Genomic DNA, 26544 nt, shown 5'->3' with positions numbered 1-26544 from the left:
TTATGACCTCATCTAATTCTCAGTCCCAACGCGCCACGGTCTTTATCGCTGCCAGCGAGAGCGACGCCAATCTCTATTACGCGACGAAGTTTATCGCGCCAGACCCCTTTATCTATCTGGAGATCAAAGGGGAGCGGATTCTGGTGATGAGCGATCTCGAAATGGACCGGGCGAAGAGCCAATCGTCCGTCGATCGGGTGCTGTCCTACTCGGAGGTCGAAAGCCGCGCGAAGACGCAGGGCATCGCCGAGCCTGGCACGGTGGAGGTGGTCCATATTCTCTTGCGGGAAGCCGGCATCACGCAGATTCTGGTCCCGGCCAACTTTCCCTTCGGGCATGCCGTCAAGTTTCAGTCCTTGGGGTATCAGCTCCATCCCAAGCGAGATCCCTTCTATGAGCAGCGGGTGGTGAAGACCGCCGAAGAAGTGCGCCATATCGAAGCGGCCCAGCGCGCGACCGAGCAAGCGGTCGCGGCGGCGCACGATCTGCTGCGCCAGGCTTCGATCAACAAGGAGCAGCTCTGGTTCGAGGGGGCGCCGCTGACAGCGGAGCGAGTGAAGAAGTTCATTAATGTGGCTTTGATGGAGAGCGACTGTGTGGCCCAGCATACCATCGTCGCCGGTGGAGAGCAGGCCTGCGATCCGCACAACGAAGGGAGCGGGCCCTTACCTGCTCACCGTAGCGTGATTTTCGATGTGTTCCCCCGTTCGGCTTCTAACCGGTATTTCGCCGACATGTCCAGAACCGTGGTGCGAGGGACTCCGAGTCCCGAACTGAAGCGGCTCTATCAGACGGTCCTGGATGCGCAGGAAGAGGCCATTACGAAAATCAAAGACGGGGCTGACGGGAAACGCATTCATCAAGGGATTTGCACCAGGTTTGAAAAAGCCGGGTACAAGACCGGCCTTGTCGATGGACGGATGCAGGGCTATTTCCACGGCACCGGCCACGGGGTCGGCCTCGATATTCACGAAGCGCCTCGTATCAGCCGCACCGGATCACTCCTTCAAGAAGGTCATGTCGTGACCGTCGAGCCTGGCCTCTACTATCCAGGTCTAGGGGCCGTCCGCATCGAGGACATGGTGCTCGTGACGAAAGACGGCTGCCGCAATCTGACGAACTTCCCCAAGGTCTTCGAACTGGGCTGACCGAAGTGCTGAGATCTGAGTGCTGAGTTCTTAGCAATCCGTTCAGTGAGACTCAGTCCTCAGCACTTATGACCCAGCACTAGCCTATGCGCCTGACCTTCACCATCCAACGATTCAACCCCGAAGTCGATCCCACGTCCCATCCCCAAGAGATCCGTCTCGACGTTGGGCGCGGGATGACCGTCCTCGATGCCCTCATCCGTATCAAACAGGAGTGCGATGGGAGCCTGGCCCTCCGCTATTCCTGCCGATCCGCGATTTGCGGTTCCTGTGCGATGACGATCAATGGCAGCGAGAAACTGGCCTGCCGCACCTCCCTCCGCAAAGAACTTGAACGGCATGGGCAGATCACGGTCGCGCCCTTGCGTAACTTTCCCGTGATCAAGGATCTAGTCGTGGATATGGCGCCCTTCTGGCGGAAGATCCGCGATGTGCAGCCCTGGCTCTCGCCAGGCAGTTCCTTACGCAGGGAGGGCGGGGTCCATTCCCATCCGCAGTTTCACAATGTGGATGCTTGCATTATGTGCGGCGCCTGTGTGGCCGCTTGCACCGTGCATGAAGTCTCGAAGGGGTTTGCCGGTCCTGCCGCCTTGGCGAAGGCCGATCGGTTTCTTTCCGATCCACGAGAGGCTCGCGCTTCGACGAAGGCCCGGTTGTCGGCGCTCCAAGGCGAGCATGGGATCTGGGACTGCACGCGCTGTAATTTTTGCGTCGAAGTCTGTCCGAAAGACGTGCAGCCGATGGAGGCGATCATTCGTTTGCGGCGGGCCTCGCTCGAACGAGGGATGACCACGACCGGCGGCGCGCGCCATATCCTCGGCTTTGCCTCATTGGTCGAGCAGCAGGGGCGTTTGAACGAAGCGCTCATGCCGCTGAAAGTGGTGGGGCTCGCGCCGAGGGGCTTGCTCCATATCCTGCCTCTGGGCATCAAGATGTTCCTCAAGGGGAAAATGCCGAATCCTCTCGGTCATGCATTCCCTGGCCTCGGCCACCTCAAGGACCTGATTCGACGAGCGAAACGTGCGCTGCCGCCGGTCTGACTCTATGGCTTGGACCTTTCGTTTTCTTGAAGAGATTGCCATGGCCGATGTCGCCTTCGAAGCGGAAGGGGAGTCGGTCGAGGAAGTCTTTCGCGCCGCAACCCAGGCTCTCATCGAGAGCATGGCGAACCCTGCGACGGTGGGTGAAGGATGGGAGCGCGCCATCGAGCGGTGCGATGAGGACCCGTCGGAACTTTTGTTCGACTGGTTGTCGGAGATTGTTTATTGGAAAGATGCGGCGGGGGTGGTGTTCCGGGAGGCGCCGTTGACGCTGACGCATGAGGGAGATCTCTGGTTGTTGCGAGCGAAACTGATCGGCGCGCCGGTGGATCAGCAGACGCAAGAGCTCCATGCCGATGTGAAAGGGATCACGAAGCATTTGTATCGCGTGGGCCTAGAGGGCGGTCGTTGGAAGGCGCTGGTGGTGCTAGACGTATGAAGCTAAATACAAAGATGACAGTCAATCGGATTACGGACGAGATCTGGGAAATTCCCGCGTCTGAAAAGCCCGGCATGTTGGTGCCGGCCAGGATCTATGCGACCAGGGGGATTTTGCAATCGATGGATTCCGGGGTCTTCGAGCAGGTGACCAATGTCGCTTGCCTGCCCGGTATCCGCCGCTATGCGCTCTGTATGCCGGACGGGCATTGGGGCTATGGATTTCCGATCGGAGGGGTCGCGGCTTTCGATGCGCGGGACGGCATCATTTCCCCAGGCGGCGTGGGCTACGATATCAATTGCGGCATGAGACTGATTCGGACGGATTTGACGCTGGCGGATGTGCAGCCTCACCTGGAACGGCTTATGACGGAACTTTTCCGGGCGGTGCCGGCCGGCGTCGGAGCGAGCGGGTTCGTCAGGCTCTCGGGGGAGGAATTCAGTCGCGTGATGACCCATGGGGCCAAGTGGTGCGTGGAGCGGGGATACGGGTGGCATCGGGATCTCGTGCGCATGGAAGAAGGCGGCTGTATTGAGGGGGCGGATCCGTCGCTTGTGACCGACCATGCGATCAAGCGAGGGATCAATCAGCTGGGGACCCTGGGGTCCGGCAACCATTATCTCGAAGTTCAGGTGGTGTCGAACGAGGGGATCTTCGATCCGGTCACGGCGGCGGCGCTTGGCATCACCGGCCATGAGCAGATCGTCGTGATGGTGCATTGCGGCTCGCGGGGGTTCGGCCATCAGGTGGCGAGCGACTATCTCAAGGTCTTTGAAAAGTGCATGGGCCGTTACGGCATCACGGTGAAGGACCAGCAGCTGGCCTGCGCGCCGTTTCGCTCTCCCGAGGGACAGGAGTATTTTTCCGCCATGAACTGCGCCGCGAACACGGCCTTTGCCAATCGCCAAGTCATCACCCATCAGATTCGCGAAGTCTTTGCGACGGTCTTCGGCCGGTCTGCCGAATCCTTGGGGATGGAATTGGTGTATGACGTGGCGCATAACATCGCCAAGGTCGAACGGTATCCGGAAGGGGAATTGGTGGTGCATCGCAAGGGAGCCACCAGAGCTTTTGGGCCGGGGAGCCCTGAACTGCCGGAAGTGTTTCGCACGACCGGCCAGCCGGTCATCTGCGGCGGCTCGATGGAGACCGGCTCCTACTTGCTGGTGGGGACGGATCAAGCGGTGCGCGACACATTCGGATCGACGATGCACGGGGCCGGGCGCACGATGTCCCGCGCGCAAGCGAAGCGAACGGTGCGCGGCGCGCAGCTGCAGCAACAGATGAAGCAGCGCGGCATTCTGGTCAAGGCCGTGTCGATGTCGGGCCTCGCGGAGGAGGCAGGCGTAGCCTACAAAGACATATCTGAAGTGGTGCAGTCGGTCGATCGTGCGGGAATTACAAAAAAGGTGGCGCAGTTACGACCGATTGGCAATATTAAGGGCTAGCACTCACCGCTGTTTCAAGGAGCCTCGATGGATCAACGACAATGTCCCCGTTTCCCCGTTCGATTTAAGAGCACATTTTCTTCGGCCAATCTGGTGAGCGGTGAGGGGGCGGTTCTTGACCTGTCGATTCGTGGCTGCCGCATCGAGAGCGGCATGGAGGTAGCGCCCGGCACGACGCTGGACGTTCGCATTCAGGTGGATGGTGACGAGCTTCCGATCCAGGCTCGGCAGGCGGTTGTCCGCTGGAGTCGGCCCCCTCAGTTTGGACTGGAATTTGTGACGCTGGCGCCGGAGGAATGGGTTCGCCTCCAGGAAGTCGTCAAGCGGATCGAAATGGAGCCCTACCAGCGAGAGGCGCAAGACGCACAGAAAGCGCAAGCCGGTTCGTAATCGGTGGAGCAATTCTGCTTCGCCCTCCCTCCACATTGTCGTTCCGTCAGGCCAGTCATGTCCCCCCCTACCCCCTGCGCCATCAGGTCCCCGGCCCTGCAGCATATGTACTATTACTTGCCATCGCGGCAGGCCTGGTACAAGGTATGCTGACCCTTGAGTATAGAGAAATAGGGCGGAATGCCGAATAAACGATCGAATCTGTGGCTGGATGCGGTGCGAGGGGCAGCTGTGTAAGGCAAGGAGAGGACGGTTCCTCGTGGCCGGAGAGGAGCAGTCCATGCATTACATCTGGACGAAGTCTGCATGGCGGTAAGTGATCAGCAGAATCTTGTGAACTGTTTCTTGGTCCTGCTTTGTGCCGGAGCGGTCCTGATCCGGCAGGCGGGGCTTGCTTCTTTGTCAAGGGGGCGTACGCGCTATGCACCCGCTCGATGCCGCGAAGAAGAACGTCGCCGACTGATTGTAGCCCCCATTGCAAGCGTTGCTCCTGTTTCAGCTGGTGCAGTATGGCGCCTGGACGGCAATCATTTCAGGTGTCGTCGCCTGGCACATGCGCGTTCCTGTCTGCCGATCGCCCGTAGAGCCCTTGAAGTAGAAATGGGTACAGGATACTGAATGGAGCCGCAAGGAGAACGGACAATACCGTTGGCCCTCGTTGTCGATGACGACGGCTTCGTCCGGATGGTTGTGCGCGAGGCGCTCGAACTGACCGGGCTTGAGGTCTGCGAGGCGGTAAGCGGGGAGCAGGCGCTGGAGCTGTTTGCCGCCTCCAGTCCGGATATTGTGGTGTTAGACGTCATGATGCCTGGTCTTGACGGGTTTGCCACCTGTGCGAAGTTGCGCGGATCTGCGGGGGGCAGCCGCGTGCCCATTTTGATCATGACGGGGCTCGACGATGTGGAGTCGATCTCCCGTGCCTATGAACAGGGCGCGACGGATTTCATCGCCAAACCGCTCAATCCGATGGTCCTGAGTCACCGTGTGCGGTATATGTTGCGGGGGAGCCAGACCGTGGATGCGCTGCTCAGAAGCGACGCGAGGCTGGGGCTCGCGCAGCGGATTGCCAAGATCGGCAACTGGGAATGGCGTCCGGACACGAATCAGTTTACGGCGTCCGCTGAGCTTTGCCGCTTGATGGGCATTCGGCTTCAGGATTTTGCCGGCACGTTCGACGCGTTTCTCCATCTCGTCCATGAGGAAGACCGAGAGCGTGTCGAGGAGGCACTGAAGGGTATTGTAACCAGGCGAGCCCCGTGCAAGATCGACCATCGTCTGGTCTTGCCGAGTGGCATGGATCTGACGGTGAACCTCCAGGCCGAGGCGGTGTTCGATGACCAGAAGAAGACCTTCTCGATCGTCGGGACGGCGCAAGACATCACCGATCGGAAACAGTCCGAGGAGGAGATCCATCGATTGGCCTACTTTGACAGTTTGACGGGACTGCCGAATCGTGTCTTGTTCAAAGATCGCATTGCGCAGGCTCTTTCGCATGCCCGCCGGTATCACACCACGATGGCGTTGTTTTTCTTGGACTTGGATCGCTTTAAGGCGATTAACGATACGTTGGGTCACAATGTCGGCGACTTGCTCTTGAAAAGCGCGGCCGACCGTCTGGCTGAATGTGTACGGCACAGCGACTCCGTCAGCCGGGTGGTGGACAGGGAAGAGGGCCATTCGCTTGCGCGATTGGGCGGCGATGAATTTACCGTGCTCCTCACGAATCTGTGCAATGTGCACGATGCCGAGAAAGTCGCCCACCGTATAATGGCAGGGCTGGAGCAACCGTTTGTGATCGAAGAGCATGAAATCTTCGTCACCGCCAGTGTGGGGATCGCGATCTTTCCGGTCGATGGAGATACGGTCGATGCCTTGCTGAAGAGTGCGGACAGCGCGATGTATCACGCCAAGGGAAAAGGCCGGAATAATTTTCAGTTCTATTCCAACAGCCTGAATGTCGCCGCCAATGAACGGGTGATCTTGGAGGGCGCGCTCCGCCATGCCATTGAGCAGGAAGAGTTCGTGGTGCATTACCAGCCGCAGATCGATCTGCGGACGGGCGCGATCATCGGGGCGGAGGCGTTGGTGCGGTGGCAGCACCCCCAGCGAGGGCTCTTGCTTCCCGCTGAATTTCTGCCGGCTGCGATGGACGCGGGGCTGATGAGGATGATCGATGAGTGGGTCCTGCGGACCGCCTGCCGTCAAAATCAGGCCTGGCAGGAGCGTGGCTTGATGCCGGTGCGGATGGCCGTCAATGTCTCCCACTCACTGTTCCATGGCAGTTCCTTGTTGTCCGTGGTGGAAGAGGCGCTTCGCCAGACGGGATTGACGCCGGCCTGCCTGGATTTGGAATTGACGGAATCGGTCGCGATGCGCAACATAGAGGCGTCGATTGCGATATTATCCGGCTTGAAGGCGATGGGGGTGCAATTGTCCATTGACGACTTTGGCACCGGGTATTCGTCGCTTAGCTATCTGCAGCGTCTCCCGATCAATCTGGTGAAGATCGATCAGTCCTTTATTCAGGAGATTCTCACGCTGCCGAGTCCCGCTCCTATTGTGCGGGGGATCATCGCCATGGCGCACAGCCTCAATCTCTACGTGCTGGCCGAAGGGGTTGAGCAGGAGACCCAGCGAAAGCTATTGCTTACCCATGGTTGCGATCAAGCGCAAGGCTATCTATTTGGATCGCCGATGCAGGCTGAGGCCTTCGCCTCGTTACTCCCGCCAGTCCGTCTGCGCAAGACCGGTTAATTCGCATCTATTCAGGGCTGAGAGAAGTAGCAGGATCTATGGCCGGAGGCGGTGGCCATAGAGCAGGGTGATATTGATGCGGCGGCTGAGGTAGTCGTCTTTGAAGGTGATCTCGTCGGTTTCGTGGAAGAGATCGGAGTTGAAGACGATGGCGCGATTGGTTCGATAGGGGATCTTCATCGTCTGCGCGCCCACCTCCTTGAGCCAGGCCAGAATCTTCGGTTTGTTCTGGTCGCTGTTATAGTCCTGAAAGTTCCATGCTCGTGGCGCTTCCTTGTCGTAGACGACCAGCCCGCCCGTTTCCCGGTTCAGGTTGGCCTCGTCAGGCGTAATCCAGAAATTCACATTGACCGCCGCGGCGTCGGCATGGATGTTGAGGCCGCGACGCGCACTGTCGTGTTTGAAGGCCCAGGCTTGGGTAAGCCGGTGTTGTTTGAAGATGCGGGGGAATTTGAGTCGCAACTCCTCGGCAATCTGGAGGAGCAGGGGCGAGGCGAATCCGTCTCCGAGAAAGGCCCCGCTATAGCCATTTTCGTAGTCCTTCTTCCAGATCGTGGATTCCCAGCAGAATCGTCGCAACCCCTCCAGCGCTTCGTCTTTCAGGAGCCCGTCGATAAAGGTGGCTTCCGGCTGCTTGGCCAGATAGCGGGATTCCACCGCCTCGACATTCAAGGCAGGATGGAGTGCGCCATCCGGAAGGTGCGGGGCCTGGGCGCGATAGAGGAGCCGATTGAACGAGGCAGCGACCGGCGCGAGTTCCTGGGGGGCAATGGAAATTCGATTGCCAGGATCGGGGCGGCGATCCAATTCGTCGCGGAGCCGTTGGAGCGAGTGGAGATAGGAGCGCTGGTCCTCGTTCAGGAGTTGCCGGTCGAAGAGATATTGGATTTGTTCGAGATCATGTTTGATGCGCGAGCGATAGACGAAGGCATCGGTGACTGGCTTGCCATGGTCATGTTTGGCTGTGGCGGCGCGCTGGAGGCAGTCGACGGATTTCTCGTCTTCCCCGGCCCAGGACCAGGCAATGCCGAGATTGTAGAGAGCCTTCAGATAGCCAGGCATGATCGTGAGGGCCTGTGTGAATAACGCAATGGCCTCATCCAGCGATTCCATTTCCATCAAGGCCAGGCCCAGGTTGTTGAGGGCTTCGACATGCGTTGGTTTGAGTTGAAGGGCTTGGCGATAGGAGGCGATGGCTCTCTCCATCTGTCCCTGTTCCTTCAAGGCGACGCCCAGGTTGTTGTGGGTGTCGGCATGCGATGGATTGAGTGCCAGGGCTTTCTGGTAGGCCTCAATGGATTCGGGGATTGCGCCGCGGTCTTTGAGCCCATTGCCCAGGTTGATCCAGGCTTCCAGATGCCGTGGATTCAAGGCCACGGCCTGGCGATAGGCGCGGATCGCTTCCTCTGGTCGAGTGGCCTTCTGGCTCACGACGCCGAGGTTGAACCAATAGAGCGGTGACGCAGGGGCCTGTTCGATGGCGCGGGAGATCGTGGCGATGGCCTCGTCGAATCGGTTGAACCGATAGAGTAGGAGGCCGAGATGGTGCAACGCGTCCGGATGGTTCGGGGCCAAGTCGAGGGCCTTCCGATAGGCCCCTTCTGCTTCCTGAAGTCGTCCTCCTTGCAAAAGGGCGGTGCCTTCGCTCAGCAAGGCGCGGACGGCTGCTGTATCCGGCGTTCGGCTGATAGGGGCTTGAGGGGTACTGGGAGGACGACCTTTGATCGGTTTCATGATGCGATGAGGGTATACGATAATTGGAGCGATGGTCAAAGGGCGGTCCGGTACGGTGACTTTCCGCAAGGTGGAAGTTATACTTCGAAAGGACCTGCGTATCGGTGGGACGGAGGCGGTTTTCATGAAGAATGATATGGGCGCGTTGTGGGGGATACTGGGGCTAGGATTGCTCATTATGCCCGCTGCCGTTGCGGTTGGCGCCTCAAACGGGCCGGTAACTGGTGACAGTGTGATGCGGGAAGCGCAGGAGGCAGTGACGGCGACTCAGGACTATACGATTCAGCACAAGGATGCGTTTCAGCGAAAGGCGCAAGCGGAACTGGATGATGTGCAGCAGCACATCACGCGGCTGCGAGGACAGGTCGAGCTGGCTTCGGCGGAGGCCAGGGTGGATCTCCAGAAGTCGATCTGGGAGTTAGAGAAGAAGAAAGATCTGGCGAGTAAGAAACTCGAAGCCCTTCAGTCTGCCACGGCTTCTTCTTTGGAGCAGGTGAAGTCTAGAGCGGCGGCGGCGATGGACGATCTTCGAGGGTCTCTCAATCGGGCCCTCTCTCATTTCCCGTCACGGTAGACCCATGAAATATGCCCTCTATCCTGGTTGCGCGGCACAAGGGGCGACGCCTGAGCTCTATCAATCGACCAGGGCGATCATCGGACGATTAGGGATTGAGGTGGTCGAACTTTCGGCTGCTGCCTGTTGTGGCGCCGGAGTCGTGACGGAGGCGCATCCCGATATGGCGTTGGCGATCAACGCCAGGACCTTTGCGCAAGCCGAACAGCTGGGGCTGGATGTCATGACGATCTGCGGCACCTGCCAGGGGGTGATGAGTTCGGCCAATCGACGATTGAAGACCGAGCCAGGGACGTTGGACCGTATCAACGCGCTGCTGGCTCCGGAAGGCTTGGCCTATCAGGGGCGCATCCAGGTCAAACATCTCTTGTGGATTGTGGTGCGGGACATCGGGATGGCTCGTCTGGGAACCCTCGTCTCCCAGCCGATGCGGGACTTCCGCATCGCTCCATTTTACGGCTGCTATATCCTGCGCCCTTCGTGGGATCTGGGGTTCGACGATCCGGAGAATCCGCAATCCCTTGAACGCGTCATTGCGGCGGTCGGTGGCGAGCCGGTGCCTTATGAGGGGAGAACCAAATGCTGTGGCTTTCCCATCATCCTTGAAAAGGAGGCCATTGCCGTGGCGATGGCGGGGGCGCACATGAGCGAGGCAAAGGATCAGGGGGCCGACTTTATGGTGACGCCCTGTCCTCTCTGTCACATGAGCCTGGATATTTATCAGGAGCGGGCTGGCCGTGCGGTTGGCCGGGAGCTTCATTTGCCGATCCTGCATCTGCCGCAGTTGCTCGGTTTGGCAATGGGGATTTCAGCCAAGGACTTGGGGCTGGCGCATCATCTGATCTCGGTCGATTCCATTGTCGCGACGCTGGAGCGTCGCCATACACATCCGTAACCTGCCTGAAGGAGTTGGCGCATGAACGTCGTAAATCTGTCGGACTATCAGCAGTTTAGTAGTGAGAAGATGAAGAAGAACAATATGTTTGAGACGCCGCGCTTCTTCTGCGACATCTATTGTTTTGAGCCGGGGCAGGAGCAGAAGGGGCATATCCACGGAGAGCAGGATAAAGTCTATCTCGTGCTTGAGGGGCAGGGGACATTTCAGGTCGGGGCAGAGAAGCGGGTGCTGGGTGCAGGGCAGGGGACGATGGCGCTGGCCGGGGAGGAACATGGAGTGAAGAACCATACGGACCAACGGCTGAAAGTCTTAGTGTTCGTGTCACCGAATCCTTCGTGAGCGACGGTTAGTCTTCTATGATCTTTTTGAGGCGCCGATCCAGGGCGAATCTCGTGAGGCCGAGATACCTGGCGGCAGTCGTTTTGTTGTAGTCCGACAGTCGAAGGACCTCCTGAATGATCGCCTGCTCGATATCGGCCAGGGATTGTTTCCCTAATTTCGATTCGAGCCGGAGCAAGCGTTCTTCGCCTTCCACGACGCTCACGACCACTGGCTGCTGTCTCTGCCTCAGTTCGGCCGGCAGGTTATCTACGGTCAGCATTGTGCCATGGCAGAAGATCATGGCCCGTTCGATGATATTGTGCAGCTCACGAATGTTTCCTGGATAGACATACGTCCGCAACAGCGCCATGGCCTCCGGTTCGATATCGATGACATCTTTTCCAAACTCCCTGCCATATCGGATGACCGCCCTTCGGCATAAGGGGGCAATATCCTCGACGCGCTTCCGCAACGGAGGCAGTTCGAAGGAGACGACATTTAAACGGAAATAGAGATCTTCCCGAAAGTGTCCGTTAGCCACCGATTTTTTGAGATCACGGTTGGTGGCGGCGATAAGGCGAAAATCGACGCCGATATCATTCGTTCCCCCTAGCCGTCGAATGGTGCGTTCCTGAATCACCCGCAGTAGCTTGGCTTGCAGGGTCAGATCTAAGTCGCCGATTTCGTCGAGGAATAAAGTCCCGCTTTCCGCCTTTTCGAGCAGCCCGATCTTTCGCTGGACGGCCCCGGTGAACGCCCCTCGTTCAAAGCCGAATAGTTCGCTTTCGAACAGCTCTCGCGGGAGGGCGGTGCAGTTCACGCCGATAAAGGGGCCTGCCGCCCTCGCCCCATTGTGATGCAGGACACGAGCAAGATATTCTTTTCCCGTGCCTGTCTCGCCCAGGAGTAGCACCGAGGACTTCGGATTCGCGGCGACATCTCGGACTTGGGACAGAATCTGTTGCATGGCTGGACTATGGGCTTCCAGGCTGGATAGCGCATATTGACTGCCATGGTGTTCCGTCTCTACGGCAAGACGGCGGCGGAGGCTTAAGAGATCGATCGCCCGATCGAGTACTGGTTCGATAGCGCCCAGATCGACGGTTTTGATGAGGAAATCATAGGCGCCGAGTTTCATGGTATCGACCGCGTCTTGCACCGTGCCATAGGCCGTGAGCAGGATGACCAGAGTGTGGGGGGCCAGCGGACGCAGCTTTCTGAGGGTATCCAGGCCACTGAGCCCCGGCATCTTGAGGTCGAGAAGGATCAGATCGGGAATCTCTTGGGGCAGCGCGGCCAGCAGCGCGTCGCCCGACTCGAATCCGACAACCCGATGCTGCTTTCTCGTCAGTCGTTTGATGATGGCATTGCGAATAGCTGGTTCATCATCGGTCACAAAGATGGTCAGTTGCATACGTTATCCCTCGACGAATTGAAATTCTTGGCGGAGCGGGAGCCAGATGCTGACGCTCGTCCCTTTCCCGACTTCGCTGGTGATCTGGATGTCTCCCCCATGGCTCTCGATGATGTTCCGGCAGATCGCGAGTCCCAATCCCGTGCCGTGCCTCTTCCCTCTGGTGAAAAATGGCTCAAACACGTGCGTGAGCGCTTCACCGGGAATCCCAACCCCATGATCCGTTATCCGAACCACGATGCCTGCTTGCTGGTCGCGTGGGAGGTCGAAGGCGGTCACGTCAATGGCGGTTCCATCCTGGGAGGCGTCAATCGCATTCTGAAAGACGTTCAAGAGCACTTGTTTGATTTGGTCGCGATCGGCCTGGAGCCTGGCCAGGGTGGGCGGGAGCACGCGCGCGACTGTCAGGTGTTTGGCGATGAGGGTCGAATCGAGTAACTTGATGACTTCGTCGAGCAGATCACTCAACGGGCAGAGCTCCGGCGCGAGTTCCCGCGGACGGGCATAATCGACGATTTGATTGACGATGCGATCCAGCCGTTTGGTTTCTTTTAAAATCATTTCCAGATCGGCATGCCGCGGGTCCGATACGTCAAATTCATCCAGGAGGAGAAACGCGTTGGCCCCGATCCCCACCAGCGGGTTCCTGATTTCATGGGCAATGCCGGCCGCCACCTGGCCCAGTGTGGCTAGTCGCTCGGCGCGACTGAGGCGGGTCTGCATCTGATCCAGCGCCGTGATGTCGATATTGAATCCGATATAAACGGGCGTGTGGGTCGTCCCTCGCTCGATGGGAATCCGGCGACTCAATACCTTCCGCACCGAGCCGTTCTCATGAAGAAAGCGAAAGACCGTCTCGTAGGGGAGGACGGTCTCCACCGCTTGAGCAAACTCGGACAGGACCCGTTCGCGATCTTCCGGATGAATCCATTGGCGAAACGTATCCGGGTCGGTGACGTGATCCGGGTCAAGTCCCGCGAGGGTTTGGTTATAGCGGTTGCTGAAGGTGATTTTTGTGCCGCTGGTCGTGAAAATGCCGAAGGGGGCGTTGTCCACCAGTCCACGGTACTTCGATTCCGATGCGGAGAGATTATCATTGAGTACGCGGAGCGCCGCTTCCGAACGCTCGACCTGTTCGAGATGACTCTGAATTTGCACCCCCATCTGGTGCATCACCCTCGTTAGGTAGCCGATCTCGTCTTTTCGCTCAAGGGCGGGGATGCTGGAGAGAGCCCATGTCGGCGAGGATCCGACTGCTTTGGCCAAACTGACTAACGGGTCGGCGATCGAGCGGGCAATGAGGTAGAGCATGGAGGCCACGAGCCCCAGGGTGAGAATCCCCCCGACTAATATCACCATGAGTGTGGTGGTTCGGTCTTGACTCAGTTGCCCCAGCCTCGTCACCACCCGTTGCTGTTCGGACTGGTCGAACGTCACCATTAATGTGCGAATTCGGACCATGATCGTCCGACCGCGGCCATCTTCGATATAGTGGAGCGCTTTTTCACGGTGCCCTGTCTTTGCCGCTTCGATGAGATCGACTTTCTCAATGATGAGCTGTTTCACCAGCGACTGGACTTCCATGAGAATGGGCCGGTGGGGGGCGTCATCGGAGACGAGCCTAGTGAGTTCCTCTCCCACAGAGAAAATGCCTTCTTGTGCCGTGCGGAATGGGCGCAGGTAGGGGCTCTGAAGCGTTAGGACATAGCCGCGAAAACTCGTTTCAAGGTCGACGATCAGCCGCATGTACTGGGCGGCTGACTTCTGCGTCAGGTATAAACGGCTGAGTTGCTCCTCATCTTGCTCGACCGTTTGGACGCTCTTGTATGTGACGGCGCTGAGCAGAATGAGGGCAGCTAGTGGGATGACGGAGACCAGCAGCAGTTTTCGCTCGATCGGGAGATTGTTGAAGAGGCGGATCAGGTACTCCCGCATAATCGCTCCAGGGTGGTCAGCGTATCCTAAGATCGAGACGTGGGATTGTCAAAAGAGGAACTCAGGGCAAACCGTCATGAGGATTGCGGTCCTATGCGACCGGCGCCGGGGCCGTTGTGTCCCGTAATTCCCATGGTAGGTCCCCAGCCGTCAGAATTTTGCCTTTGCACAACATCATCGCCCGTTCAATGACGTTCTGCAGTTCTCGTACATTGCCAGGAAAGGTGTAGCGCTCCAGAATGGCGATGGCGGCTTGATCGATCTCAATTAGTTCCTTGTCGAGCTCAAGGCCGGACTTTGCCATGAACCGTTTACTGAGAGGCACGATGTCTTCAACGCCGTTCCGGAGCGAGGGGACGAGACAGGCCATGGTATTGAGACGGAAGTAGAGATCATCCCGAAAGCGTCCTGCCGTCACCTCCTGCTTGAGGTCCCGGTGTGACGCGACAAGGATACGGAAATCCCCGCTTAGGTCTTCAGCGCCTCCGACACGACGGAAGAATCGATCCTGCAGCACCCGCAGGAGCTTCGCCTGCATGGCCATATCGAGATCGCCAACCTCGTCGATAAATAACGTGCCGGTTTCTGCCTGTTCGAGCAAGCCGAGTTTCCGTTGTTCTGCTCCCTCGAAGGCCCCACGTTCATATCCGAACAGCTCGCGCTCAAACAGGTCTGGCGCAAGGGCCGTGCAATTAATCTTCACGAATGGGCCAGTTGCCCGCGCACTATTATGGTGAATGACGTGAGCCAGAAATTCTTTGCCTGCCCCAATTTCCCCCATGAGGAAGACGGTCGCCTTGGGGTTTTGCGCCGCTTCTCGTATCTGCGTGAGGAGCTGTTTCCTCGACACGCTGTTCGCGACGAGCCCGTCTAACTTGTATTGATCCGCCTCATGCTCGACGGCATAGGCCACGCGGCGGCGCAGCATCAAGCCCTCTAATGCCCGGTTCACGACTGGCTCCACTCCTTCGAGGTCCACGGTCTTGATGAGGAAATCATAGGCCCCCAGCTTCATGGACTCGACCGCTTCTTCGACGGTTCCATAGGCGGTCAGGATGATCACCACCGCATCCCGCGCTTTCGTGCGAAGCGCTTCCAGAGTTTCGATTCCTGTCATGCCCGGCATCTTGAGGTCGAGGAGGATGAGGTCGGGAATGTCCTGCTCGACGGCAGCCAATAATTCATCTCCGGATTGGAAGGATCTGACTCGATGCTGGCGCTTGGACAGTCGCTTTACCAGCGCGTTGCGCAGTGAGGGCTCATCATCTGTGACAAAGATACTGGCTTGCATAGAGAGTTCTCCTGTTAATGACCTGGATCTATTGAATTGCGGTCCATCTGGATACAGTTACCTCGTTTTATTTTTCGCCCGTGGGTCTCCGTGAATCAGCCGCAACCGCATCGAAGATTTTGTGAGCGTCTGTGCCAGGTATGTTTACTTGTCCCTGGCGTAAACGCTGTGCGCCGTTAGGTAAAGGCCATAAGGCTGTGTGGAGGATTCACGCGGTAGGCCAACACATGGTCAGAGAACGAGCGAAAATGATCCATGCCCACGATGGCGCAGGTATGGCCGGCCGCGATGCATTGATCCTGGAAATGGTGCAAATACTCCATCGACGTGTGGTCGATCACCTGTCCCGCCAAGATGATCAAGAAGTTGGCTTTGGAGTGTGCAGGAACGACGAGCGTTTCGTTGAGGGCCTTATCGAGTTTCATCAGATTCATGCAGGTGACCGATGAGAGGTAGATTTTATAGGGGTTCTTCATCTCTCCGACCGTACCCCGTATCGCGCTGGTCGGCACGGTCATCACACTGTACCGCACGCGAGAGCCGCGGCCGTCTCCGATTCGGATGACGGGATTGCTGAATAACTCGACGAGCGCAGCCGACAGTCGCCTGGTGAATCGTGTGAAGAACGACGTTTCGGTTGGGGCTTCCTGGGCTGAAGCCTGGATCAGGTCAACGCAGAGCACAATGATCTTTGTGAGCGTGCCAAGCGCCATGCCTTCCAGCAGGTCCGAGGTGTACAAGGTGACCACGACGGTGACCACCGCGATCAACAGCTGTTCCTTGCCGATTTCGAGGATCTTCCAGAAGATCCTGGGCGCGCAGAGTTGCCATCCGACCCAGATGAGCAACGCCGCCAGGACTGTGAGGGGAATCAGATTGATGAGCTTTGTGCCGAACCACAAGATGAGTGCGAGGCAGCAGGCATAGTAAAAGTTGGCCCAGAGGGTTCGTCCCCCGGCCATGATATTGGTCGTGCTTTTCACGCCGCCTGGGATAATCGTCAAGCCGCCGGCCAGACTGGAGAGGATGTTGGAGATGCCCATGGCCCGCAAGGTCACGTTGGGGTCAGATTTTCGATGGAAGGGATCGATCTTATCGACCGCGGCGATCGTGGCCAACGACTCGGTGCCATCGATGAGGGTGAGGGTGACGATCGTAACGAGGAACGCCATCCACAAGTCGTGACTCTGCCAGGCTTCAGCAAAGTGAGGGAAGTGAATGCCATGTTGAAAAATATCGAGGGGCACATGGACCAGGTATTCTTGCGGGAGTTGCAGGAGCCAGCTGGCTAGGCCGCCCAGGCTGACGACCAGGAGGGGGGCAGGGATGAGCGTGGCCCATCGTTCGGTTCTGCTGGAGAGAAAAAAGAGGAGGGCCAGCGAAAGACTTCCGACGAGAAAAATCTCCGGATTCATCTCGGCGATATCGTGGGGGATCGCCATGAGGGCTGCCGGAATAGATTTAATGGGTGGAAGTTGGTCACCCAGAAGTTGGGGAATTTGCTTGATGATGATGAGCATGCCGATGGCGCTCAACATTCCTTCAACCACCGAGATGGGGAAATAGAGGGCGAATCTCCCGGCGCGAAAGAGACTCAACAGTACCTGGATGACGCCGGTCAGACAAATCGCCACCAGCAAGAGAGGATACCCTACAGCTAAGTCTCCATGGCCGAGCGCAATCATGCCGGCCAGCAGCGCAGGAGCCAGGCCGGCGGCCGGCCCGCTGATCGTCACATAGGCGCCACCGAGGAAGGGGAAGATCAACCCGGCGATGATCGCCGAGATTACACCGGTGATGGGAGGTGCGCCGGAGGCCACGGCGATACCCAGCGAGAGGGGAAGCCCAATGAGTGCTACCTGCAGCCCGGCCAGTAGGTCGTAGCGCCAATGTTTCAGGCCTCGTATTCCGTTCTGGGGTTTATCTATTGCGAGGGGCAGGGGGGGCTGTGGCGGCATGCGGTTTCTCCAAGGCGGCCGGTTTCTATCGGCCATTGAGTATGAATAATGCTTGGTAGGGCAGGCTGGATGAGAAGAACCAGCCGATGAGTATCAGCGCGAACGTAAGGAGGGACACGATGATCGCCATCTTGATTGTCCTGCCTAGCAAATCGGTCGTCTCTGCCAGGACTGTCCGCAGTAACGGCGGCATGGTCATCTCCGTATTCTGTCGTTCAGGATTGTCCGCTCATTTTGTGTGGCTTCGCCACGGTACTGATAGTTCTGTGCACAACTGATGCCCCCTGGAGCATCTCGTTGTCGCGAGTCCTTCAGAGTGGGAATTGCGAAAATCCCTCGATAATCCGTGCGGTTTTTGAGGCTGACGGATTGCCAGGGAGATGAGAAGAAAGGAGTAAGCATGGGATGAGCGATACCGCACAGGGGGCAGGGTGCGAAGTCGCTCTACTGACGGAGGTGAAGGGGCGCAGTCAGGTGTGGAGTGAGTCGTGAGGAAGGAAATGAGGTTTGGGCGGATCAATTCTTGTTTGAGACTGTGCCTCCCCGCAATTCTTGGAGCGCATTGAGAATTTCAGCCGGTCGTGGCGGGCAGCCTGGAATACGAACATCAACCGGAATGTGGCGGTCCACGGGACCAGTGATGGCATAGCTCCCCTTGAAGACCCCACAGTTGATGGCGCAGTCGCCGAGCGCAATGACAATTTTCGGGTCAGGTGTTTGTTGGTAGACGTCTTTCAATGCCTGTTCCATGTTGATGGTGACGGGCCCCGTCACGACCAAGGCATCTGCATGGCGCGGCGATGCGGCGATGTGAACGCCGAACCGTTCGATGTCGTAGACCGGGTTCGCGAGCGCATTCATTTCCATTTCGCAGGCATTGCATGAGCCGGTATCCACCGCGCGAAAGGCCAGAGAGGATCGGAACGGTGTGGCTTTGTCTTTTGCCTCCGATGTCGGAGTTTCCGCCAACGGCGCGGCTGCGGGATGCTGACCTGTTACCACTCCCGTTTTCAGGCTTTTCTTTAAAATGCGAAACATGGTTCCTCCTCGGCCTTCAGTCTTCAGCCGTTGCCTTCAGCTGAAAGTTGACCGCTGATGGCGTCCTGTATTTACAGATCATTTCCCGCATATGACAGGCTAAAGCTCTTATTGATGAGCGGGAAGTCCGGAATGATATTTCCCAGCACGGTCCATTGGATTGCAGGCCAGTTTGCGAATGAGGGGTCCCGGACCTTACAGCGATGAATGGTCCCGTTTGCTCCCGCCATCACCATGTAAAGAATTTCACCACGCCAGCCTTCGACGGCCGACAGGGCCCAGTCACCTGTTTGGGGGCTGCGGCTGGCTTCTTTCGAGATTGGCCCCTGCGGTATCTTCAGGCGAATCTCTCTGACTAATCGTATCGACTCATGAATCTCATCCATCCGGACCCGCATTCGCGCTCGGACATCGCCGTAGCGGTAGGTCACGACGTTAACGGGAAGTTCGTCGTAGGCGGCAAAGGGTCGATCGCGCCGGAGGTCTTGAGCGAGACCAGAGGCTCGCCCGACGACTCCCACCACCCCATGATCACGCGCCGTGCGCTCGGTTAGGATTCCGGTGGTCTCCAGTCGGTCGATCAGGGAGGCGTTGTGAGCAATGATCGATTCCAGCTCCGAAAAGTCCTGTTCAACCCGGTCCAGTTTGGCGACAATCTCGGTCAGTTGCACCGCCGTGAGATCGATGGCAACTCCACCCACCCGGTTCACGCCGCGGAGAAATCGCGAGCCGGTCAAGCGGTCGTTGAGCTGCATGATCTGTTCTTTCATACGGCTGCAATGGGCATGGGGTAGGGCGTAGGCCGTATCGTTGCAGATCGCGCCGATGTCGCCGAGATGGTTGTGGAGCCGTTCCAGTTCAAGAAACAGGCTCCGGAGATAGCGTCCGCGGCGCGGCACTTCCAGCTGCAGCAGGGATTCGACCGCCTGGCAGTAGGCGAGGCTATGGCCGACTGTCGTATCGCCGGATACCCGTTCGGCTAACGGAACTGCGGCAGTCAAGGCCTGCTGTTCGAACAGTTTCTCGATTCCGCGATGTTTCCAGAAATGATGCAGTTCGAGTTGCATGATGGGCTCGCCGGCCACGGAAAATCGAAAATGGCCTGACTCGATAATCCCGGCATGGATCGGCCCTACCGGCACTTCAAAGACCCCTTCCCCTTCAATGCGGCGGAAGTGATGTTCTCCTTGCTGCCGTCCCATCACCTGGTCCCAGGCAAAGTCTTTGTTCAGCGGGTGTGTCCCTTTAGGCCAGTGCTCATGGCGGACCAGGCGTCGCAAGTCCGGATGCCCCAGCGGAATCAGTCCGAACAGGTCGCGAATTTCTCGCTCGTACCATTTGGCTGCATGGATGTGCGGCGTGATGGAGGGGAATGATCGATCAGCCCCTGCGAGTTCTGTGGACAGCAGCGCCCAGCGATGGGACGGCTCCAGCGTGAAGAGGTAGTGCAAGCTATAGCAGTCGCGAAGGGGGCGATGATCGACCGCCCATAGGGCGGTCAGCCTGCCGCGCAGGCCCGGTTGAGTATGGAGATAATGGGTGATGGCAGGGAGGAGAGCCTTGGGGACGAGAAACTGAGAGCAGTTTTCCTGCGACGTGTCAGTGTGCACGATGGCGGGGAACGCCGCTTTCAGTTCGTTTTCATAGGACTGCGTGTCTGCCATGGCTGTCGTTCCCTAGTGAAGCAAGAGAATCTGCGTCGCCTGTTCTAAGAGCTGTCGTAGCGGCTGAGGGAGAAAAAACCCAAATCCCACTAACGCGGCAGCGAGCACAATGATCGGCAGATGGCCGAGCGTCCAGGTTTCTCCCTTGACGATTTCCTCAGGCGGGGCGCCCCAGACCATTCCAGTGATGCGGTAGAGCAGGCCGCTGAACGCAAGGACCGAGCAGAGCAGAAAGAGTCCCGTGAGGCTCAGGCTGCTGAATTGATTCGAGAAGGCCACCGTCACCATGCCGGTGCTATTGGTCAGCCACTGACCAGGAATTCCTTGCGCGGCCAGGGCCGTCACGATTTGGACTTCACTGACAAATGAGGCAAAGGGAGGCAGCGCCGACAAGGCCAGGCCTGCGACGATCAGGGCCATGGCCGTCCAGGGCTGCGCGATGGCCAATCCCTGCACCTGCGCGATTTCCACCGTGTGAAAGCGGCGATGAATGTTGCCTGCGGCAAAAAATGCCATCGACTTGGCGAAGGCATGGTTCAGCAGATGAAATAGTCCGCCGAATGTGCCGATCGGTCCCCCGACACCGAATCCGATCATGGCGATCCCCATATGTTCGATGCTGGAGTAGGCGAATAGCCGTTTGTAGTTGTGTTGGATGAGGATGAAAAACGCGGCCGTCACAAATGAGGCAAACCCGAGCAGGGCCAGTAGTCCGCCGGTAAAGGTCGGGGAGACCGCGTGGTCGACAATCATCCTCATACGAAGGATCGCGTAGACCGCCACAATTTCAAGGACACCCGCCAGCATCGCCACGACCGGAGCCGGCGCTTCGGTATAGGCGTCCGGTAGCCAGCTATGCATGGGCACGAGACCCACCTTGGTGCCATAGCCGACCAGGATGAAGATGAAGGCCAACTTCAGGACATGCGGATTTAGCCGGTCGGCCACGGGCAGCAACTGGGTCACGTTCAAGGCTTCGCTGACATCGCCCAGCACTTGTAAGGATGAATAATAGGTGAGTACCACGCCGAAGAGCGCGAGGGAGATGCCGACCGAACAAAGGATGAGGTATTTCCATCCGGCTTCCAAGGATTCACGCCTCCGCCAGAAGGCGATCAGAAAGGTCGTGGCCAGTGTCGTCGCCTCGATGGCCACCCATTGGACCCCGACGCTGTTGGCGATTGTCGCAATCACCATCGCCAGCAAGAACATGTGAAAGAGGAAAAAGAAGAGGTTGAGCCGTTTGGGCGCAATTACGCCTCGCGACACTTGATCGTCCATGTAGGAGCGCATGTAGAGCGAGCAGGCCAGCCCGACTGCCCCGATGATAAAGAGAATGAAGGCCGACAGGGCGTCGAGATAGACCAACTGTCCCAGTTCTGTGTAGGGGCCATCTCGCAACACGGTCCTGGTGATCAGGATTTCCGCCGCCACGAGCAGACTCATACTCGTGAGGTTGATCGCGTGGAGCAGCGCGGACCGGTGCACGATCAAGCTCAGCCCTCCCGCGAGGAGCGGGGCGATTAAGAGGACAAGCACTTCAATCATGGCAGGAACCCTTCACTACTCTTTCAGGACTGTGAGGTGGCTGGTATCCACGCTGTCGAAGGCATCTTGCAAACGATTCGTATAGATCCCCGCGATCAAGGCCGCGATGAGTACGTCGAAGAAGACTCCCAGTTCGACGATCAAGGGCATCCCGTAGGTAGCGGCCGTCGCCCCCAGAAACAAGCCGTTTTCCATGACGAGAAAGCCGATCAGCTGCGACACGGCCTTCTGCCTCGCAATCATCGTGAAAAAACCGATGAGTACGATCGCAAGGGCGATGGCCAGGGAATCGCGGGTGAGCAGGAAGCCCAGCGGAATGATGGGCTGCGTGATGAAGAAGGCCAGCATGACCAGGGCGCCGCAGATCAGCAGGCCCGCCGGCACGTTGACGTTCATCACCAGTTCCCGTTTGACATTGAGCCGTTCGATGACTTTTTTGAGTACCCGCGGGATGATGACCACTTTGATCACGCCGGTCAGCGCTGCCGCGATGTAGATATGGTGGTTCCCGGTCAGAAAAGCCACCAGCGCTGCCGTCAGGACGAGAAAGGCCGACTGCAGGGCGAACAAGTCGACGCAGGCGGAGAGCCGCCGTTGCGCCACGATGGCGAAACAGGTGAGCAGGAGTAAGGCCGAACACAAGTCCACGAGCTGCGATCCGATGTGAGGAGAGATCTGCATGGGCTCAGCTCCGAAGAATGTAAAAGAACAGCAGTCCGAGCAGCGCCAGGATAAAGGCGACGCCCAGGAGGTCTGTCACACGGAATAACCGTAGTTTTGCAAACATGCACTCGATGGTTCCGATCAGCACCGCCAGCCCTGCGATCTTCACGAGGTAGACCACGAGTCCGATTCCCATGGCGCTTGGCGTGAGCGTCGTCGCAATGCCCCAGGGCGCAAAGACGTTGGCGACCAGAGAGAGAAACACGGCTAATTTCAGGCCGGCCGCCCATTCGATGAGGGCCAGATAGCGGCCGGAATATTCCAGGACCATCGCTTCATGGATCATGGTGAGTTCGAGATGGGTCGCGGGATTGTCGACCGGTACCCGTCCGGTTTCCGCGAGCGCTACAATGAAGAGCGCGGCCAGCGCCATCAGATGCGGCGAGGGGTCCGTCACGATTCCTTCCAGCAGCGCCGTTTTATGAACGATGGTGCTGAGATTGGTGGAGCCGGCGGTCAAAGCAATGGCAAAGATGGAGAGGATCATGGCCGGCTCTGTCAGCGATGCGACGAGCGCTTCCCGGCTGCTGCCCATCCCGCCGAAGGCCGATCCGGTATCGAGCCCTGCGAGAATTAGGAAAAACGTTCCCAGCGCCAGAAGGTAGACGAGCGCGATGATGTTCCCCGCAAAGTTCAGGGGGGTCTGTGAGAGGAACGTGGGGACCAGCAGGCCAGCGGAAAGTGTGGAGGCAAACAGAATATAGGGTGTGGCAGGGAAGATCCAGGAGGCGGTGGACGAGATTACCGGCTGCTTTCTGAAGAGTTTGGCCAGATCAGCATAGGGTTGAAAGACGCTGGCGCCCTGTCGGCATTGGAACCGCGCCTTCACCTTGCGGATGAGTCCCACGAGGAAAGGCGAGACCGAGAGCAGGACGATGGCCTGTGCGATCACGAGCAGCAGGGACTGAATAAGAGACGGCATCCTTCTCGCTTCTCCTAGACCGCGAACAATAACAAAACGACGAGCGTCACGAAAATATAGGCCAGGTAGAGGTGCAGACTGCCTCCCTGAAGAATGCGCAGCCGGTCGGCGATTCCCAGAAAGACACGGACCACCGGACCGTAGAGATACTGTTCAAAAATCGGCTCGATATGAAACTCAAACTTTCGTTGCTTGGCGAAGTAGCGGGATTCTTCCAGGAATTCAGTTTCAAGTTTGATCGTCGGTTGATAGATGGTGCTGAAGACTCGCTTGATCGGTTGGGTAAATCCCGTAGCGGTGTAGGCCATCCGCGGGGAGAGGGTGATTCCGCAGCCCCAGGTTTTGTAGGAGCGAGTCACCAATTGTCCACCGAAGAGGAAGGCCAGGACCAGGCCGAGGAGCCCGCACAGGAGCAGCATGACTGCCAGCATAGGCGTCGAGACACTGGAAAATTCCATGTTGACCGGCGCCAGGGCCCAGCCATCGAGCGCCAGCACCTTGTCGCTGATTGACAGACCGGTCAGAGGACCGGTAATCCGGTCGAGGAGCGGCACCACAATCATGGGAGCCAAGCCTAGCCCGACGCATAGCAGAGCGAGGCTGCCCATCGCGATCCGCATGGCGATCGGGACTTCTTCGGCCTGGCGCGCATGGGTACTTCTTGCGAGGGCGAGAAATGAAATCCCGAAAGCTTTCGCAAAGCAGGCCAGGGCCAAGACGCCGGTCAAAGCCAAGATGGCCGCGGCAATCGGCAGCATCAGCTTGAGGAAGAGAGCCGGAAGCTGAAAGCTGAGAAAGAGCGTTTGGAACAGCAGCCATTCGCTGATGAATCCATTGGTCGGAGGGAGGGCTGAGATCGACAGGGCGCCGATGAGGAAAAAGAGACCGGTCCAGGGCATACGCCGCAGCAGTCCGCCATATTCTTCCATGTTGCGCGTATGGGTGGCGTAGAGCAGTGACCCCGCTCCCATAAAGAGTAATGTTTTGAACAGGGCATGGTTGATGGTGTGGTAGAGCGCGGCCAGTAATCCCAACGCCGCGAACTCTGTGAGTCCGTAGGTTTGAAAGATCATCCCTGCGCCGATCCCCATCAAAATGATGCCGATGTTTTCCACGCTGTGAAATGCCAGGAGCCGCTTGAGGTCGTGCTCCATGAGCGCATACATCACACCGAGCAGGGCGGAGAGGGTTCCGACGAGCAGGACTGTGAAGCCCCACCACCAGGGGAACTGTCCGCCGAGAAAATCGAAATAGACCCGGATGAGGGCATAGATCGCGGTCTTGATCATGACGCCGGACATGAGGGCGGAGATATGCGAGGGTGCGGCCGGATGGGCAAGGGGTAACCAGCCATGCAAGGGCACAATCCCGGCTTTGGTTCCGAAGCCGATCAAGGCCGCGAGAAAAACCAGGGTCTTCATGCCGTCTGGCAAGGCCTGCTCCGGATGACGAAAGGATTCAAAGGAGAAGGATCCGGCCGATTGAAAGAGGACCAAATAGGTCAGGACCACAAAGGCGGTGCCGACGTGGGTCATGACCAGGTAGAAGAAGCCGGCGTCGCGGACCTCCGCTTTCTCATGTTCTGTGACGACGAGGAAGTAGGAGACGAGCGACATCAGCTCCCAGGCCATGAGGAAGAAGAATCCGTTGTCGGCGATGACGACGAGTATCATCGAGAGGAGGAACCCGTTCGTCAAGGCTGCCAGCATGGCCACGGAGACCCGGCCGTGGAACTCTTTGAGATAACTCATGGCATAGATGGAGGTGGCGAGGCCCGCGAGGGAGATGGTCAGGACGAAGAAGGAGGAGAGTGGATCGAGCCGGACCGCAAAAGAGAGAAGGGGAATGAGCGATGCAACGGAGGCCGTCAGCGGTTCAGCCGCGACCAGCCCGCCGAGCCCCAATGCGATACCGATGAGGCTGGCCACAGAGGAGCAGGCACTGCCCAGCATTCCTTGGATCTGTGGCTTTCGGGGGACACAGAACGGAAGCAGGATGCCGGACCCATAGCAAAAAATCAGACCAATTAGCAGAACAAGCATAAGGTTGACATGTATCCTATTCCCATAAATCTGTGCCCAGCAGCGATTGCTTTGCGTTACAGTTCAAGTAACTAAATTGTTGTTGGGACACGTGTCACGTCCCTGTTCAATTGACTTCTAGCGACCCTGTCAACTCCACCTGCGCATTTCTTAGTGTCCGATGGTGGAGCATCGGGGGGCCAAGTGGCACAATCGCTTTGCCGGTATAGGCCTGCGAGAGACTGCCAATTGCGTGATAAAAGGCGAGGATTCCGACTGCTAGATGAGCCAACCCCGGAAGCGTCTCCGATATCAGATTCAGCCTCATGCAGACGGTGGAGACAAATGTCAGGGTGATGATGGCATGGAGGAGGCTTAAGGCAACAGACCGGTATGCGGTTAAATAAACCATGACTGCGGAGAAGAAAACGTACACAAGGTTGATCGGGACAAATAGGGCGCTATCAAAATGGAAGGTCGTGCTCATACTGACCAACTGGGCTAACGACACGGTGAACCAGAAGAAACCGTACATGGTGAGGGCTGTCCCTCCAAGCTGTTCGTTGTATCGAATGTCGGCAACCCCGGCGAGCACCTGCACTAGACCGCCAAATATCAGCGCAATGACCAGCACCCCCACTTTATCCACCGCTGGAATTTGTCCGATTTGTGCCATGCCAACGGTTAAGGCTCCAACGGCGAGACCAAATAAACCGATAGCTAGCACATCGATCCGGCGACTGACCGTTTCTGACTTTGTCATGTTCTCTCCCTAAAGATCCTCGCCCAGCACCACATATTCAGTGCCGCTCAGGAGTCCTGTTTTACCACCGTTCAAGCCGAACAGGAAGGTGCGCCAACAATAATAACAGTGCATGAGGGCGTCCGGTGGATCAAGGTGAGCACGATGTGGTTCTGCACATCATTGTTAATGGCATACCGGCTATAGGGCTGTCCACCATCTCGTTTCAGCGTCGCCATACTTGTGTATCTCAGTCTCAGCCAGATGGTGATGGGTGCGTCGCACCTTTGTCATTCCCTGTTCAGTGGTCCTGCTTGTGGACCAGCGGATCGATTTCTTTTTTCGTTTCCTCGGTCACGTTATAGCGGGTATACGCATGATCCATCACCTCGTTGGCGTAAAGCCGTCCGGTTGGGGCCGGGACTGCGATATTGGCCTGCACGGCCCCCTTCGGGCCGATGGTGACGATTTGCTCGGTCGTGGTACGGATATAGGGATGCCAGATGACGAGTTTATAGGTGCCTGGCGGCACATCGGTCATG

The 26544-nt window shown here is 57.9% G+C and carries 23 protein-coding genes; 9 read left to right on the top strand and 14 right to left on the bottom strand.

Features of this window, described 5'->3' with window-relative positions:
• The first annotated feature begins 2 nt into the window (after nt 1-2).
• The 6 genes from NT179_04010 to NT179_03985 all read left to right on the top strand — a co-directional run bounded on the left by NT179_04010 (nt 3) and on the right by NT179_03985 (nt 7219).
• Nucleotides 3-1148: a Xaa-Pro peptidase family protein gene (locus NT179_04010; GenBank protein ID MCX5721182.1), complete on the top strand. Its 1146-nt coding sequence runs from the start codon at nt 3-5 to the stop codon at nt 1146-1148.
• An 86-nt stretch (nt 1149-1234) separates the two neighbouring features.
• Entirely contained in the window at nt 1235-2188 is a 954-nt protein-coding gene (locus NT179_04005) for a succinate dehydrogenase/fumarate reductase iron-sulfur subunit (GenBank protein ID MCX5721181.1), read from the top strand.
• A gap of 4 nt (nt 2189-2192) precedes the next feature.
• Entirely contained in the window at nt 2193-2627 is a 435-nt protein-coding gene (locus NT179_04000; GenBank protein ID MCX5721180.1) for an archease, read from the top strand.
• On the top strand, nt 2624-4075 hold the full coding sequence (locus NT179_03995) for an RtcB family protein (GenBank protein MCX5721179.1): 1452 nt from the start codon (nt 2624-2626) through the stop codon (nt 4073-4075). Before NT179_04000 ends, NT179_03995 begins: the two co-directional genes overlap by 4 nt.
• Nucleotides 4076-4102: 27 nt before the next feature.
• Nucleotides 4103-4465 carry a PilZ domain-containing protein gene (locus tag NT179_03990; GenBank protein MCX5721178.1) on the top strand — a complete coding sequence of 121 codons (363 nt, stop codon included), beginning with the start codon at nt 4103-4105 and terminating at the stop codon, nt 4463-4465.
• Nucleotides 4466-5083: 618 nt separating this feature from the next.
• Complete coding sequence (locus NT179_03985) at nt 5084-7219, top strand: EAL domain-containing protein (protein ID MCX5721177.1); 2136 nt, start codon at nt 5084-5086, stop codon at nt 7217-7219.
• Between the two features lie 36 nt (nt 7220-7255).
• On the opposite strand, the gene NT179_03980 is transcribed toward NT179_03985, so the two are convergent.
• Nucleotides 7256-8953: a tetratricopeptide repeat protein gene (locus NT179_03980; GenBank protein ID MCX5721176.1), complete on the bottom strand. Its 1698-nt coding sequence runs from the start codon at nt 8951-8953 to the stop codon at nt 7256-7258.
• Between the two features lie 124 nt (nt 8954-9077).
• On the opposite strand from NT179_03980, the gene NT179_03975 reads away from it, so the two are divergent.
• The 3 genes from NT179_03975 to NT179_03965 are packed head-to-tail and all read left to right on the top strand — an operon-like array spanning nt 9078 to nt 10764.
• Nucleotides 9078-9527: a hypothetical protein gene (locus NT179_03975; GenBank protein ID MCX5721175.1), complete on the top strand. Its 450-nt coding sequence runs from the start codon at nt 9078-9080 to the stop codon at nt 9525-9527.
• A gap of 4 nt (nt 9528-9531) precedes the next feature.
• Nucleotides 9532-10422, top strand: coding sequence for a CoB--CoM heterodisulfide reductase iron-sulfur subunit B family protein (locus NT179_03970; GenBank protein ID MCX5721174.1), 891 nt, complete (start codon nt 9532-9534; stop codon nt 10420-10422).
• A gap of 21 nt (nt 10423-10443) precedes the next feature.
• Nucleotides 10444-10764 carry a cupin domain-containing protein gene (locus tag NT179_03965; GenBank protein MCX5721173.1) on the top strand — a complete coding sequence of 107 codons (321 nt, stop codon included), beginning with the start codon at nt 10444-10446 and terminating at the stop codon, nt 10762-10764.
• A 7-nt stretch (nt 10765-10771) separates the two neighbouring features.
• Here the strand turns inward: NT179_03965 and NT179_03960 are convergent, their stop codons facing one another.
• From NT179_03960 to NT179_03900, 13 genes are all read right to left on the bottom strand, one after another.
• Nucleotides 10772-12160 (bottom strand): sigma-54 dependent transcriptional regulator, encoded by a 1389-nt coding sequence (locus NT179_03960; GenBank protein ID MCX5721172.1) that lies wholly within the window; start codon nt 12158-12160, stop codon nt 10772-10774.
• Nucleotides 12161-12163: 3 nt separating this feature from the next.
• Nucleotides 12164-14095 carry an ATP-binding protein gene (locus tag NT179_03955; protein MCX5721171.1) on the bottom strand — a complete coding sequence of 644 codons (1932 nt, stop codon included), beginning with the start codon at nt 14093-14095 and terminating at the stop codon, nt 12164-12166.
• 91 nt (nt 14096-14186) lie between these two features.
• Nucleotides 14187-15386, bottom strand: a complete 1200-nt coding sequence (locus NT179_03950) for a sigma-54 dependent transcriptional regulator (protein ID MCX5721170.1) — start codon at nt 15384-15386, stop codon at nt 14187-14189.
• 176 nt (nt 15387-15562) lie between these two features.
• A complete protein-coding gene (locus NT179_03945; GenBank protein MCX5721169.1) occupies nt 15563-17344 on the bottom strand; it encodes a SulP family inorganic anion transporter in 1782 nt (593 codons plus the stop codon).
• 25 nt (nt 17345-17369) lie between these two features.
• Nucleotides 17370-17537: a hypothetical protein gene (locus NT179_03940; protein MCX5721168.1), complete on the bottom strand. Its 168-nt coding sequence runs from the start codon at nt 17535-17537 to the stop codon at nt 17370-17372.
• A gap of 323 nt (nt 17538-17860) precedes the next feature.
• Nucleotides 17861-18382, bottom strand: coding sequence for an NADH-quinone oxidoreductase subunit B family protein (locus NT179_03935; GenBank protein ID MCX5721167.1), 522 nt, complete (start codon nt 18380-18382; stop codon nt 17861-17863).
• A gap of 71 nt (nt 18383-18453) precedes the next feature.
• Entirely contained in the window at nt 18454-20046 is a 1593-nt protein-coding gene (locus NT179_03930) for an NADH-quinone oxidoreductase subunit C (protein MCX5721166.1), read from the bottom strand.
• A gap of 12 nt (nt 20047-20058) precedes the next feature.
• Nucleotides 20059-21594: a hydrogenase 4 subunit F gene (locus tag NT179_03925; GenBank protein MCX5721165.1), complete on the bottom strand. Its 1536-nt coding sequence runs from the start codon at nt 21592-21594 to the stop codon at nt 20059-20061.
• A 15-nt stretch (nt 21595-21609) separates the two neighbouring features.
• Nucleotides 21610-22275 (bottom strand): hydrogenase, encoded by a 666-nt coding sequence (locus tag NT179_03920; protein ID MCX5721164.1) that lies wholly within the window; start codon nt 22273-22275, stop codon nt 21610-21612.
• 4 nt (nt 22276-22279) lie between these two features.
• A complete protein-coding gene (locus NT179_03915) occupies nt 22280-23239 on the bottom strand; it encodes an NADH-quinone oxidoreductase subunit H (GenBank protein ID MCX5721163.1) in 960 nt (319 codons plus the stop codon).
• A gap of 14 nt (nt 23240-23253) precedes the next feature.
• Nucleotides 23254-25281 (bottom strand): hydrogenase 4 subunit B, encoded by a 2028-nt coding sequence (gene hyfB / locus NT179_03910; GenBank protein MCX5721162.1) that lies wholly within the window; start codon nt 25279-25281, stop codon nt 23254-23256.
• A 106-nt stretch (nt 25282-25387) separates the two neighbouring features.
• Nucleotides 25388-26023, bottom strand: a complete 636-nt coding sequence (locus NT179_03905; protein ID MCX5721161.1) for an acetate uptake transporter — start codon at nt 26021-26023, stop codon at nt 25388-25390.
• Between the two features lie 280 nt (nt 26024-26303).
• On the bottom strand, nt 26304-26544 hold a 241-nt coding region (locus NT179_03900; GenBank protein ID MCX5721160.1), incomplete at its 5' end, for a carboxypeptidase regulatory-like domain-containing protein.

The sequence above is a fragment of the Nitrospirota bacterium genome, from assembly GCA_026387665.1.
Taxonomy (GTDB): Bacteria; Nitrospirota; Nitrospiria; order Nitrospirales; family Nitrospiraceae; genus Palsa-1315.
The sequence above is the reverse complement of the archived record's forward strand: the minus strand, read 5'-3'. Positions and strand labels throughout refer to the sequence as shown.

Coding starts and splice junctions, on each gene's coding strand:
- NT179_04010 (MCX5721182.1), top strand. CDS start 3: ATGACCTCATCTAATTCTCAGTCCCAACGCGCCACGGTCTTTATCGCT.
- NT179_04005 (MCX5721181.1), top strand. CDS start 1,235: ATGCGCCTGACCTTCACCATCCAACGATTCAACCCCGAAGTCGATCCC.
- NT179_03990 (MCX5721178.1), top strand. CDS start 4,103: ATGGATCAACGACAATGTCCCCGTTTCCCCGTTCGATTTAAGAGCACA.
- NT179_03940 (MCX5721168.1), bottom strand. CDS start 17,537: ATGCCGCCGTTACTGCGGACAGTCCTGGCAGAGACGACCGATTTGCTA.
- NT179_03955 (MCX5721171.1), bottom strand. CDS start 14,095: ATGCGGGAGTACCTGATCCGCCTCTTCAACAATCTCCCGATCGAGCGA.
- NT179_03930 (MCX5721166.1), bottom strand. CDS start 20,046: ATGGCAGACACGCAGTCCTATGAAAACGAACTGAAAGCGGCGTTCCCC.
- NT179_03970 (MCX5721174.1), top strand. CDS start 9,532: ATGAAATATGCCCTCTATCCTGGTTGCGCGGCACAAGGGGCGACGCCT.
- NT179_03960 (MCX5721172.1), bottom strand. CDS start 12,160: ATGCAACTGACCATCTTTGTGACCGATGATGAACCAGCTATTCGCAAT.
- NT179_03965 (MCX5721173.1), top strand. CDS start 10,444: ATGAACGTCGTAAATCTGTCGGACTATCAGCAGTTTAGTAGTGAGAAG.
- NT179_03950 (MCX5721170.1), bottom strand. CDS start 15,386: ATGCAAGCCAGTATCTTTGTCACAGATGATGAGCCCTCACTGCGCAAC.
- NT179_03985 (MCX5721177.1), top strand. CDS start 5,084: ATGGAGCCGCAAGGAGAACGGACAATACCGTTGGCCCTCGTTGTCGAT.
- NT179_03915 (MCX5721163.1), bottom strand. CDS start 23,239: ATGCCGTCTCTTATTCAGTCCCTGCTGCTCGTGATCGCACAGGCCATC.
- NT179_03925 (MCX5721165.1), bottom strand. CDS start 21,594: ATGATTGAAGTGCTTGTCCTCTTAATCGCCCCGCTCCTCGCGGGAGGG.
- NT179_03975 (MCX5721175.1), top strand. CDS start 9,078: ATGAAGAATGATATGGGCGCGTTGTGGGGGATACTGGGGCTAGGATTG.
- NT179_03980 (MCX5721176.1), bottom strand. CDS start 8,953: ATGAAACCGATCAAAGGTCGTCCTCCCAGTACCCCTCAAGCCCCTATC.
- NT179_03945 (MCX5721169.1), bottom strand. CDS start 17,344: ATGCCGCCACAGCCCCCCCTGCCCCTCGCAATAGATAAACCCCAGAAC.
- NT179_03920 (MCX5721164.1), bottom strand. CDS start 22,275: ATGCAGATCTCTCCTCACATCGGATCGCAGCTCGTGGACTTGTGTTCG.
- hyfB (MCX5721162.1), bottom strand. CDS start 25,281: ATGCTTGTTCTGCTAATTGGTCTGATTTTTTGCTATGGGTCCGGCATC.
- NT179_03905 (MCX5721161.1), bottom strand. CDS start 26,023: ATGACAAAGTCAGAAACGGTCAGTCGCCGGATCGATGTGCTAGCTATC.
- NT179_04000 (MCX5721180.1), top strand. CDS start 2,193: ATGGCTTGGACCTTTCGTTTTCTTGAAGAGATTGCCATGGCCGATGTC.
- NT179_03995 (MCX5721179.1), top strand. CDS start 2,624: ATGAAGCTAAATACAAAGATGACAGTCAATCGGATTACGGACGAGATC.
- NT179_03935 (MCX5721167.1), bottom strand. CDS start 18,382: ATGTTTCGCATTTTAAAGAAAAGCCTGAAAACGGGAGTGGTAACAGGT.